The 12,586-nt window shown below is 44.6% G+C and carries 12 protein-coding genes; 6 read left to right on the forward strand and 6 right to left on the reverse strand.

Translation table 11 applies throughout. From position 1 onward, the window contains the following. Positions 1–210: 210 nt before the first annotated feature. The 5 genes from PLE34_RS07945 to ku form a co-directional block, all read right to left on the reverse strand. Positions 211–1,260 carry a serine hydrolase domain-containing protein gene (locus PLE34_RS07945; RefSeq protein WP_324555670.1) on the reverse strand — a complete coding sequence of 350 codons (1,050 nt, stop codon included), beginning with the start codon at positions 1,258–1,260 and terminating at the stop codon, positions 211–213. Between the two features lie 116 nt (positions 1,261–1,376). Beyond that, positions 1,377–2,765, reverse strand: coding sequence for a Gfo/Idh/MocA family protein (locus PLE34_RS07950; RefSeq protein ID WP_324555672.1), 1,389 nt, complete (start codon positions 2,763–2,765; stop codon positions 1,377–1,379). A 123-nt stretch (positions 2,766–2,888) separates the two neighbouring features. After that, a complete protein-coding gene (locus tag PLE34_RS07955) occupies positions 2,889–3,734 on the reverse strand; it encodes a CvfB family protein (protein ID WP_324555673.1) in 846 nt (281 codons plus the stop codon). Between the two features lie 24 nt (positions 3,735–3,758). Beyond that, the gene (locus PLE34_RS07960) at positions 3,759–4,535 is read right to left on the reverse strand and encodes an oxygenase MpaB family protein (RefSeq protein ID WP_324555675.1); all 777 of its coding nucleotides are present in this window, start codon (positions 4,533–4,535) and stop codon (positions 3,759–3,761) included. A gap of 181 nt (positions 4,536–4,716) precedes the next feature. Next, a complete protein-coding gene (gene ku, locus PLE34_RS07965) occupies positions 4,717–5,496 on the reverse strand; it encodes a non-homologous end joining protein Ku (protein ID WP_324555677.1) in 780 nt (259 codons plus the stop codon). Positions 5,497–5,785: 289 nt separating this feature from the next. Here ku and PLE34_RS07970 point away from each other — a divergent pair, with 289 nt between their 5' ends. Beyond that, on the forward strand, positions 5,786–6,112 hold the full coding sequence (locus PLE34_RS07970; protein ID WP_324555679.1) for a four-helix bundle copper-binding protein: 327 nt from the start codon (positions 5,786–5,788) through the stop codon (positions 6,110–6,112). A gap of 85 nt (positions 6,113–6,197) precedes the next feature. Here PLE34_RS07970 and PLE34_RS07975 read toward each other — a convergent pair whose 3' ends face one another. Further along, a complete protein-coding gene (locus PLE34_RS07975; RefSeq protein WP_324555681.1) occupies positions 6,198–6,974 on the reverse strand; it encodes a 3-keto-disaccharide hydrolase in 777 nt (258 codons plus the stop codon). A 486-nt stretch (positions 6,975–7,460) separates the two neighbouring features. Between PLE34_RS07975 and PLE34_RS07980 the strand changes: the two genes are divergently transcribed. The 5 genes from PLE34_RS07980 (at position 7,461) to PLE34_RS08000 (ending at position 12,584) form a co-directional block, all read left to right on the forward strand. Further along, positions 7,461–8,522: an aldose 1-epimerase family protein gene (locus PLE34_RS07980; RefSeq protein WP_324555683.1), complete on the forward strand. Its 1,062-nt coding sequence runs from the start codon at positions 7,461–7,463 to the stop codon at positions 8,520–8,522. 25 nt (positions 8,523–8,547) lie between these two features. Beyond that, positions 8,548–9,765, forward strand: coding sequence for a hypothetical protein (locus PLE34_RS07985; RefSeq protein ID WP_324555685.1), 1,218 nt, complete (start codon positions 8,548–8,550; stop codon positions 9,763–9,765). Positions 9,766–9,871: 106 nt separating this feature from the next. After that, the gene (locus PLE34_RS07990; protein ID WP_324555687.1) at positions 9,872–10,903 is read left to right on the forward strand and encodes a sugar phosphate isomerase/epimerase family protein; all 1,032 of its coding nucleotides are present in this window, start codon (positions 9,872–9,874) and stop codon (positions 10,901–10,903) included. A 136-nt stretch (positions 10,904–11,039) separates the two neighbouring features. Continuing rightward, complete coding sequence (locus PLE34_RS07995; RefSeq protein ID WP_324555689.1) at positions 11,040–12,203, forward strand: Gfo/Idh/MocA family protein; 1,164 nt, start codon at positions 11,040–11,042, stop codon at positions 12,201–12,203. 105 nt (positions 12,204–12,308) lie between these two features. After that, positions 12,309–12,584, forward strand: coding sequence for a hypothetical protein (locus tag PLE34_RS08000; RefSeq protein WP_324555690.1), 276 nt, complete (start codon positions 12,309–12,311; stop codon positions 12,582–12,584). Positions 12,585–12,586: the final 2 nt, after the last annotated feature.

The raw sequence follows: 12,586 nt of genomic DNA on the forward strand, positions 1-12,586 counted from the left end.
GCCAGGCATGTTGGCGGCAGTTTTTAGTCCACAAACGTTTCCTGAATTACGTTTTTTACTTTTTCAATCTCTTTGTCGGCCAAAGTTTCAAAGCGTTTAACTATGCGTATCCTGTAATTACAAAAAAGTCAAACTTCCAAATTGTCTGGTTATTTTTATTGGTAGAGGAATCTGTAAAATTGTGCCATTTTTGCGGCTATGGCGCTCATGTTATGAGCGTTTTTGTCTATCCAGGATCCTGATAATACGATTATATATAATTTCCGATATCGTCCATGCATTTCCGCCACTGGTATTTACAAACTGGATTACCACGGTATCAATATCCTTGTGATAACGGGCGATACTCCCGTATCCTGGTAACAAGCCCGTATGCTCATACTTATAAACAGAGGAATATATAGCCTGCTCCTCTTTATTTAACAAAGAGCCATCATTCAATGCCCTCAGGAATATACCCATGTCCTGTGCTGTAGCTACCATCGAACCGCCCGGAGCCACAAAATCAAGCATCTTTACATCCTTATCATAATGGGAGTCATATCCGTTGGCAACATCTCCGGAGTTCACCTCACTCAGTGATCCAAAAGTGTGGGTTAACCCAAGGGGAGTCAAAATTTCTTTTTTGATATATTGCTGATGGTTGTAGCCTAATGTGCTATCAAGAATTTTACCAATCAATAGATAATTCGTATTGGAATACTCATAGTGGCTGTCAGGCATAAATTTTGACGGTTCATCAAATACCAGTTCCAGAACTTTGCTGACATCAGTTGGCGGCTTATCCCATGGGAATTCAGCGGCTTTAATCCAATCAGGAATGCCGCTACGATGCTGCAGCAACATTCTCAAAGTAATCTTATCTGCATTTTCTATTCTTCCGGCAAGCTCCGGTAAAAGCTTAGCCAATGTGTCATCAAGCAGCAATCTTTGACTATTGATTAATTTAGAAGTGGCTGCAGCGATATACAATTTGCTGATGCTGCCAATCTTGAATAATGCTTGTGGGTCGGCCGGCACTTTATTTTCTCTATCTTTCCAACCAGCAACGTAAAATGCCGGTGGCTTACCAGATTGATCTACATACACAATAATACCATCCAGATTATAATCCAAAGCATCGTTTACCTGCTTTTGAATTGTATCCGGTAATGGCGCCAACCACGCCCTTACCATAACCCAGGGAATGAATACCACGGCACAGATTATTGCAACGATTGGTATAACTATTCTTCTTAGTATTTGCTTTGTTTCTCTCATATTCTGTTCAGCGCGGAGGTCTCATGGCTGCCCACAATGGCTCCCGATGAAGACCCCAGCGCGACTTTTTATACCAGCACAGATTGAAAGCGCGATCAAACCTATTCACCTATTCTTTATTTCAATTTCATGCTTACCGGATCCCACTGAACGATCTTTTTTGAAAAGTAGCTGTCGTTGCATGCAAGACAAGGCGCCGCGGCCCGGAATCCAAATACAGGGTCTTCTATTACGGTTCCGTTGGTGCGTATGGCTTCAAAGAAATTGGCAAAATGGGCCACATGCGCATCATGCCCTTCGGGTACTTTATACTTTATATTGGGTTTTTCCGGCTGTTCTTTGTCTTGTTTTGAATACTTATCATTGTATGCTCGTAGCAACGCCTCCTGCATTTGTTTGGGATAGGTTGTCAGTGCATCCCATCCTCCGATTCCCGGGGCTTTGGGCAACAGGTCATGCGTTATGGTTAATGCATCACCCAATTCCATTGCACCTTCATCGCCAATCAATCTTATCAGGGAACGATCACCCATCCCGCTTGAAAAATTAACACGCAGGGTGAGTTGAAATGCAGGATGTTCTTTTGTTTCAGCATAATCCATAATAGCGGTCATTACATCCGGCACGTCTCTTCCATCTTTCCAGTAACTCGTTTCACCCGAAGCAAAAATTCTTTCCGGGCCTTTTGATCCTGTTATCATATGTATACCCGTTAACAGGTGCACAAACAGGTCGCCGGCAACGCCTGTTCCAAACGCCTTATAATTTCTCCACCAGAAGAATTGCTTTGCATCATAAGGTTGTTTGGGCATTCCCGCAATATAACGGTCCCAGTCTACTGTTTCTGGTGAACCATCGGTTGGCATCGTGTACTGCCATGCACCTATTGCACTGTGCCGGTCGTAAGAAGCTTCTATACAATTCAGTTTTCCTATCTCACCTGCTTCATACAATGCTTTGGCTTTTTGATATAGCAGTCCGCTGATGCGCTGGCTGCCCACCTGCATCACTTTTTTTGTTTGTTGTTGCATGGCTATAACCCGTGCGCCTTCACTGATTTGCTGCACCATGGGTTTCTCGCAATATACATGCTTGCCTTTTTTCATGGCGTCAATGGCAATCCGGGAGTGCCAGTGATCGGCCGTGCCTATAATAACGGCGTCAATATCTTTTCTTTCCAGCAACTCACGGTAATCCTTAGTGGTAAAAATATGGTTACCGTATTTTTCTTTCACCCTGGTTAAGCGGCCCGTATACAAATCGCAGGCAGCCGCCAGCTCTATGCCCGGTATTTTTAAAGCCGTATCCGTATCGTTATGCCCCATTATACCCATGCCAATGCTGGCTATACGTAAACGATCATTAGCGCTGATTTTCTTTTCATCGTGCAATACATATTCGCGAAAAGCAGTGTCGCCGGCAAATGCATGGAGCGTTCCGGCAGTGAGCGCTAAGCCTGTGCCACCGAGCTGCTGTATGAACTTTCTTCGTGAAGCGGATAACATAGCAGGAATTTTGAGATAATGAAGGTAAGTAAGGAATGACAGTTTACAAATCACCATTTTTCCATGTTTCGCGGACCGATGCAAAGCTATTTTTAAACTGTTCGGCGCAACGGATCTCAAATCTTAAATCTCAGATTTCAAATCGGTTAGCTGAATACCCGTTTTGGTGAACGCTATCTTTCGCTGCTTGTATAAACTGCCGGTGGTCATTTTAAACGTTTTTTTACTCATGCCGAAGAAGCTGTAAATATCATCAGGGGTTGATTTATCGTTGTACGGCAGGTAACCGCTGTTTTCCGAGAGTAAGCGCAGTATTTTTTCTCCTTCGTCAGTTACTCTTTCATACCCCGGCCTGCCGGGCATCACATCAATTTTATTGTCTTCGGTTATTTTCTTTATAAACCCTTTTAATGTATCGCCGGGTTCCAGTTCCGTAAACACCTCGTTATAATGAAGCACCCCCGTATGTTTGTTATTGATGATCACAAAATAACCGATATCCGTACGCCGGTAAACCAACAGGTTTACCTGCTCCATCTCCCTTACCGTGAGCGTTTCATTGCTCAGGAAAGCGTCAAATTTTTCCGTAGCCGCCACCCGTCCCGTTTGCTCATCAAGATATATTTTCACTAAGTATTTTTCTCCCACATGCATGCGCAGACGCTGTTTTGATTTGGGAACGAAAATGTCCTTCTGCAATCCCCAGTCCATGAAAGCGCCCTGCGGCGTAATGGAAACTACCGGCAGCATTACAATATCCCCTACTGTTCCTGCAGGCTGCTGCGTGGTGGCGATAACACGGCTTTCCGAATCATGATAAATAAATACGTTCAGCATATCGCCCGCTTTTGTACCCTCGGGCACATATCTTTTGGGTAGCAAAATGCCTTCTTTCCCGTCATCAAGATACACTCCTATGGCAACAGCACGGGCCACTTTCAGTAAATTGTATTCCCCCGGTTTGATCATAAATAATTAAAGGTATAGCATTCACTATGTTTCTGAGGCAGAAGTTTTATATTCAAGCGCCTTAATTTGTTTTATATATGCCCGGGGCAATAAAAGTGATTTCAGCAGCCATTCCACTTTTAAGGTTCTGCATATTTTATACAGCACAAGGGCAGGCGATAAAAAGGATACCCCGTTCAACTGTAACAATGCTTTCACCCGTGGCGGAACAAGCCGCTTTTGCACTTCCAGTAAAACCAGGTAACGGGCTTTGCCCAAACTGCGTTTATATTGCTTATACAAATCAACCGTATAATGGCTCCTGTGCAAATCATCTTCGAGGTGCCTGCTGTGCATTAGCTTCCATTCCTCATAACCAGCAGGCAGGCCGGGTATTTTCATCCTGTGGCCCACCGCGCAAAAAACCGCTGTTACTTCCTCCTTTTCCTGCCGTGTTAACTTTCTTTCCAGCATTTCAAAAGCGGCAATAGAATAATAGATAAGCATAAAAAGCACGTCGCGGTAAGCATAATCCGGTATATGCATTCCGCGTGAAGATTCCACGGCAGAATGAATTTTTGACATCTTATCAATCGCGGCATATGCTTTCTCCTTTTCTGCAAAAATGATCTGCCTGGCATATCCTACGGTAGAAAATAACCGCCCTATCGGATCGGCGGGAAGCTTTCCGGTAAAATACAGCCAGTCTACCGCTTTGTTCAATGCAAACTCAGCAGCGGCTCCTGCAAAAATAAACAGCACCGTATCTGCACTGCCCCATATTTTTCTTACAATAGCATGCTGTTCCGTAAAATATTCCATAAAATCAAAAGCACTTTGAAATACAAAGTAAGATAATTATTTCCATTCCGCGCTATCTTTTTCCACGTGGTTAACCTATATATTCAAGGCTTCGCACTGCTGTTGTAGAATAAGTGGTAAATTTTTATCGTTTTGAAGGCGCCAGCGATCCGGCAGATAACTCCATATTATACGCCATCATTTATGAAGCTTTACGTGCGGATGCAGCAGTGCCGAGGCTGGCCTTTAGCTGCGACATGAGATCACGGCTCCGGGAGTGCGCCACGCGCAATGCAGGCGCAGCCACCTTTTTGCCTTTAGCTTTCGCTTTAATCAGCTTCATTAATTTTTCGGAATAGGTGTCTTTATATTTTTTTATATCAAAGTCTGTGGTTAATTGCTGAATAAGCTGAACGGCCATCTTCAGCTCTGCCGGTTTGCTTTGTGTGGATGGCACTTTAATCTCATCGGTATCCCTGATCTCCTGTGCAAAGCGAATTTTATTTACTAATAAAATATCGCCTGCCGGCTTAACCAGCACCAAACTTTCCCTGTTTCGCAATACAAAAGTACCGAGCCCGGCTTTTCCTGTTTTTTTTAATGCATCACGCAGCAGGGCATACGCTCTTACACCTGCTTTTTCGGGTTGCAGGTAATAGGGCATTTCGTAATAGATCCCTTCTATGTCTTTTTCATTAACAAAAGCATCGATGGATATGGTTTTTGTTTTTTCGGGACTGGCCTTTTCAAAATCTTCAGGGTCCAATATTACATAGCGGTCATTCATTTTATAACCCCTGATAATATTTTCCCAGGTCACTTCCCTGCCGGTATTGGCATTTACCCTTTTGAACTTTATGTTTGCATGATCTTTTTTATCGAGCATATCTAAGTCGAGCTCGCTCTGCTGAACCGCACTGTATAATTTAACAGGAATATTTACGAGACCAAATCCTATAGCCCCGGTCCAGATCGCTTTCATACGTTTTTTCCATATGTATATGAAATACTATGCCATTAAAAATACCGGTGGTATTTACAATACAAATAAAGCATAACTCCTGTAAGAAGATACTCATGAAGCAAAGCGGAGTAAATTATGCTACATTCTTTTGTAGAAAATATTACCCATAGCAGGGGGTTCTGATACGATAGGGTTTCGATTGCAGCAGACAGTCTTTTCAACTTTCATTATTCATGTTGCCTGGGGAGTATGGCAACATTATTGAAATAGATATCACCGGCAGCATGCCTGATTAAAACAATTGTATATGAATACTTATCAAAATTGTATTGAAGCCTGTATGGAATGTATTGCAGCCTGTAATCATTGCGTTTCTTCCTGCCTGAGGGAAAAGAATGTGGGAGACATGGCAGCCTGTATCAGCACCGACCTTGAATGTGCGGCTATATGTGCAGCAGCAGTATCACTGATGAGCATGGAAAGCAAGTTTGTTCATGAAACCTGCAAACTGTGCGCCGGTATCTGTAATGCCTGCGCCGAAGAATGTGAAAAGCATACTATGGATCATTGCAGAAAATGTGCAGCGGTATGCCGCTATTGTGCAGAAGAGTGCAGAGGTATAGCCGAAGCCTGATACTGTTGAAAGATATACTAAATAAAAACAGGTCATCCCGTTCCTGTTGAAATGACCTGTTTGAACAACCATTAAAGCAGTTTGCCTACAGGTTCTTTAACATGATATTGCGGTAATGCACCTGCATGGGCGGGCCCACATGAACCTGTATACCCAGCAACCCTTCCATCTTCCTGTTAGTGGTATCTTCATCGGTTACATCGCTCATTAAAATACCATTAATATAATGTTGCAGGTGATTGCCTTTAATAATTAAATGACAGGTATTCCAGTCGTTGCTTTTGATCAATGCTTTTAATGAATCGGAACTGCCTAAAGAACCGTCAATAATGGCTGCCGTCCACGCATTTTTTTGCGATTCGCCGGGCTTATTGGGTATGGTTACCTTTTGTCCGCGATAGGCCAGCGTGGTGCGGCCGCGCTCTTCATAATTTTGCCCGGTGTAATTATTTTTCCCGTCAATATCGGCCTGGTACCCTTTTAATGCATAAGGCACGCCGTCAAACAGCACACTTCTGTAATTAATACCGCTGTTGCCAGCTTCCGTGATCTTAAATTCCAGCTTTAATTCAAAATCTTTTGGCTCACCGCCTTTGTATATAATAAATGTATTGCTTTTTAAAAGCTTCTCCGGTGTTACTTCTCCCACCAGACTGCCCTCTTCCGCTCTCCAGTAAGCCGTATCTCCTTCCCATCCGTTAAGCGTTTTACCATCAAATATCTGCTCAAACCCATCATTATCTGCAACAGCAACCGTGTCAGCATCTTTTTGCAGATCATCAGAAGTTGTGGCTGAATTGCAACTGCTCATCAAAAGACCTGCAATCATTATTCCAAGACAATAGTTCGTTTTTCTTGTCATTTTATTTTTTTTTAAGATAATTTTCAAAACCGGAACAAGCTATGAAAAAAAAAGAGACAGCGCAAAACAATTGCGCATATACTTTTTCAATTGCACATTCCTTCCCATATAACGCCTATTGACCGTATAAACTGCACAGGACGGCACAGGACAGAATCCGGCAAGAACAACGCTCTCTTATAAATGGTTCTATGCTGTTTTACAGGTGTTGGCCTTACCGAAAACTCACATGCAGCACGACTTAACAAGGCGAAATGATGCATTTAACTGCAGTGAAAAACATACCGTTTCTTTTTATCCGGCTTTTACAGTAAAAAGGGAGAGGAGAAAGTTATATTTAACCCATCCGTCCCAATTTTTTCTCAGCATATTTTCATACATTGGAACCTTAAAATGCGCGAAGCTAAAGACCTGTACGACGTATCCCGGCCCTGCATTTTAAGAAACCATTATATCATTTAACGATTGTTTTAAAAGTATAACGATTTGGCAAGGCATACCTGGACCGATAAAATTTCCACACACACACCATTAGGCGGTATTGAAACGGCTGTTGCCGATAACGGCGCTCAGCGGGGCGCCCGTATTGCATGGATCAACACCGGAACCGGGCTGCGCTGTAAAGTAGTGATTGACCGGGCTATGGATATTGCAGATGCATTCTATAACCAGCATAGCCTGGCATGGCTGAGTCATTCGGGTATTAGCGCTCCCCAACCGTTCTCAAACAGAGGAGCAGACTGGCTTACCACATTTGGTGGCGGATTGGTTACTACCTGCGGGTTAACCCATGTGGGCGGACCTGAAACGGATGAATATGGCGAACGCGGATTACATGGAGCCATCAGTAACATCCCGGCGGTAATAGAATCTGTTATACAACCTGACCCCGTTGCGGGCACAATGGAAATGAGTATAACCGGTATAATGAAACAAAGCCAGGCATTGGGTACCCGGCTTGAGCTCAGGCGAACAATTTCCGGAAGAATAGGAGAAGCATTTATTCATATTCATGATGAAGTAAGCAACAGAGGTAACACCGCCGCACCGCACATGCTGCTGTATCATTGCAACCTGGGTTGGCCGCTGGCAGATGAAGGGGCAAGACTGATATGGAACGGACCATGGCAGGCCCGCGACGCCGCCCCAAAAATATTTACAGCCCAAAATGATTTCCGCAAATGTTCCGCTCCTTTGGAAGAACACAATGGCGGTGGTGAAGAAGCAGCTTTTATTGATATTGCGGCAGACCATAATGACGAATGTGCATGCGGAATATACAATGAGCAGATAGGCATTGCCGTTAGCATCCGTTTTTCCAAAAAACAATTGCCGTGGTTAACCAACTGGCAGCATTGGGGAAAAGGCGAATACGTTACGGGACTTGAGCCCGGAACGCATCCTCCCATCGGACAGGCACAGGCAAGAGCGCAGGGCACCCTTATTGAGCTTGCACCGGGCGAAACGCGTACCTATGATCTGCGCTTTGAAGTGCTGCACCAGGAAGCGCGCATTACCAATTTCTTAAACACATATAACAATAGCTGATTAAACACAATTTCAATTTCACACAATGGAAAAATCAAGTGTAGCACAAAAAGCTTTAGACCAGGGAAAAGGCATCCTGCGTTTGGCGCCAACCTGGGTACCCAGGTCGTTTTGCGTGCCGGGAAGAAGAATTAAATTACATCCTGATGATTATTATGTTTTGGGCGGACAACGGGGAGGAATAGACGAACGCTGGTTCTCTTCTACCACACCAGCAAAGAACGGGCCGCTCACGGGCGAAAACGAAGGACTGAGTCCTGTTGTATTTAACGACGGATCAAAAACCGTACAAATACTACTGAGAGACGCCGTGAGTGAGCTTAAGGATGAACTGATCGGCGAAAGGATATGGAAGGAACACGAATCCTGGCCAATGTACTCCAAGTTCTTCGACAATATGGGGCCGCTCCCCCATCACGTGCATCACAATGATGAAAAAGCCGCGCTGATCGGGCAAAAAGGCAAACCCGAAGCGTATTATTTTCCGCCACAGCTCAATAACCATGGCGGCGATTATCCCTATACCTTTATCGGCATTGCACCGGGCACCACAAAAGACCAGATCCGCGAATGCCTCGTAAACTTTACGAAAGGCGATAATAAAATAACAAATTACTCGCAGGCATACCGGCTTGAGCCCGGTACCGGGTGGGATGTGCCGCCGGGACTGCTGCATGCTCCGGGTAGTATGTGTACCTACGAACCGCAGAAAGCTTCCGATGTATTTGCTATGTACCAGTCATTAGTAAATGAAGCTATTATTCCGGAAGAACTGTTATGGAACGGAACACCTAAAGAAAGCATTGGCGATTTTGATGCGTTGATAGACGTATTAGACTGGGAACTGAACGTTGACCCCAATACCATGGCCAACCGTTTTATGGCGCCGAAACCCGTGAAGCCTATTGAGCAAATGAAAGCAGCGGGTTATGTAGAGAATTGGATATGCTATAAATCGGATGCCTTCAGCGCCAAAGAGCTTACCGTTATGCCCGGCGCAACCGTAACGATCAAAGACAGTGGCGCCTATGGCATTATCGTAATGCAGGGCCATGGCAGGTTTGGCGTTTGGGATATTGAAACACCCGCGTTGATCCGCTACGGGCAATTAACCAACGACGAATTTTTTGTAAGTGAAAAAGCGGCAAAAGAAGGTGTTACTATTGTAAATCCTTCCGCAAACGATCCTATTGTAATATTAAAACATTTCGGTCCCGGCAACCCCGACCTGGTGTTGGGATAATGAATCAGAAATCATAAGAAATAAGAAACAAATCACAAATAGCAAATCTGCCCGCGGCGGCAGATAACAAACAAACAATAAACTACAAACCATAAATAACAATGATATGGAAAAGAACAACTATCCCAAACTACACAACGCCACATGGCCGGGTGTTGTTGGCAAAGGTCCTGATTCAGAACCACCATTGCTGATCGATACCATGCTCGAATATACCGCTGCCGCTGAAGTAAATGGTATAAAGTTCGACGGAGTGGATGTAGGATTATTTGATCCCTCTATAGACCTGGACGATGCCGATGGTCCAAAAAAACTGGCGGATAAAGTAAGCAGGCATAACCTGAGTATTGGCAGCCTGGTGGCGCCTATATGGGGTGGACCTGTTTTAGGCAGTGCCGATGATCGTAAATTTTTTGTGGAGCAGGTGCGCAAAAGCTGTGTATTTGCACAAAAACTAAATGATATAGGCATTCGCCGGTACGGGGTCATTCGCATTGACTCTGCCAGCAGCCCCGATCAATGGTATAAAGATCCTGTGAACAGCACAAAATTGATTGCAGAAACATTTCGTACAGCCTGTGATGTAGCCGCAGACTATGGTGAGAAACTTGCCGCAGAAGGTGAAATTTGCTGGGCGGGTATGCATAGCTGGAAGGCAATGATTGATACGCTGGAAGCAGTGGATCGCCCCAATATTGGTTTCCAGGCCGACATGTCGCATACCTTTTTATACCTTTTAGGTTATAATGCACCTGAAGACAGGATACTGCCTGCTGATTTTCAATGGAGCGATCGTGCTACACTGGAAGAAGGGTTGAAAAAATTAACAGCAGCGCTTCGTCCGTGGACGATTGATTTCCATGTGGCGCAGAATGACGGCACCGTGCATGGCACAGGCTCGCACGACAAAACCGGCCGGCATTGCCTCGCAACGGATCCTAACGGGAAATTAGATATCGCCCATGATGCCGGCTACTGGCTGCGCGATGAAAAGGGTAATCTAACAAAAGCGTTCGATCATATTTGCTGGGATGGTTGTATGTTTCCCAATGAAGTAATGCACAAGCAGCAAACATGGAATGATATTCTGGCCGCCATGATTAAAGTGAGAGACCAGCATGGATGGAGAGGGGAGTAAGAGAGCAAGAGAGTAAGAGGAATAGCGCCTGTCTTTTACAGTCTTACCATCTTACGGTCTTACGGTCTTACAACTTTCCGGTCTTACAAAAATGACAAGAGATTTATATTTCAGATCAACATTTAATCAGTAAAAAATGAGTAATAAAAAGGAACTACGTATAGGGTTGATCGGCACAGGATTCATGGGCCGCACCCACTCTAACGGTTACAACCGTGTTGATAATTTTTTTCCCGAACTGCAATACAGCCCGGTGCTTAAAGCGGTTTGCTCCAGGAATAAAGAAAAAGTGCAGGCCTTCGCCGATCAGTGGGGCTACGAATCTATTGAAACAGACTGGAAAGCACTGATAGCCCGGAACGATATTGACGCGGTGGATATTTGCACACCCAACGATATGCACGCCGAAATTGCGATTGCAGCAGCAAAAGCAGGTAAAATGATCCTTTGCGAAAAACCACTTGCCCGAACCTTAGCCGAGTCGAAAGGAATGGTGGATGCCGTGGAAAAAACGGGTGTAAAAAATACCGTGTGGTATAACTACCGCCGCCTGCCCGCAGTTAGCCTGGCAAAGCAGATCATAGATTCCGGCAAACTGGGAAAGATCTTTCATTACCGGGCTAATTTTTTGCAGGACTGGACGATCAGTGCCGACGTTCCCCAGGGCGGAACAGCCGCCTGGCGTTTAGACGTGGATGCAGCAGGATCGGGCGTTACCGGCGATTTGCTGGCACATTGTATTGACACGGCCATGTGGCTCAACGGCGGCATTAAAGATGTATCGGCCGTTACCGAAACTTTTATTAAAGAGCGCATGCACCAGGTAACGGGTAAAGTGCAAAAAGTAGGTATTGATGATGCCTGTATCTTCCATTGTCATTTTGCCAACGGGTCATTAGGCTTGTTTGAATCTACCCGCTATGCCCGTGGACATAAAGCCCTGTATACTTTTGAGATCAACGGCGAGCATGCTTCCATTCGCTGGGACCTGCACGACCTGAACCGTTTGGAATATTTTGATCACAGGGATGAATCCATCGTTCGCGGATGGCGCTCCATTCATGTTACAGATGGCGACCAGCCCTATATGGATAAATGGTGGGTACCCGGGTTAGGCATTGGCTACGAGCACAGCTTTATTCACCAGGTAGCCGACTTCCTCAAATCACTCGAAACCGGCGAAGACTGTCATCCTACATTTAAAGACGCGTATGAAACCCAAAAAGTATGCGAAGCAGTGATTGATTCGGCCAATTCAAAAAGCTGGAAAGATACCGGGGTGGAGTGGAAGGAGAAATAAGTGGGTGAAGTAGTATGTGGGAAGTGGTATGTGGTAAGTAGTATGTGAATACAGAATTTGTTAAGCTGCTGGATTTTTTCAGCAGCTTTTTTTAAGTTTGAAAACATGAAGTATTATTTAACTACAAACAATCTCCGCAAATGGTATTTCTCTGTAGTGGACATTGTAGCTGCCTTTACTGATTCCATTAACCCTATTGATTATCTGAAAAAACTAAGAAAAAGAGATTCAGAGCTGGGGAGCTACATAGGGACAAATTGTTCCCAGGTAGAAATGCTCATCAAAGGTAAAAAACGAAAAAAACTGGCAGGCAATGCCTCCTCCCCTTCTGGTGAAGACACCAGACGGGCGAAAGGAATGCAATACAAACTATCTTCCTGATT

This window comes from Agriterribacter sp., assembly GCF_035445465.1.
In the GTDB taxonomy this organism is placed as follows: domain Bacteria; phylum Bacteroidota; class Bacteroidia; order Chitinophagales; family Chitinophagaceae; genus Agriterribacter.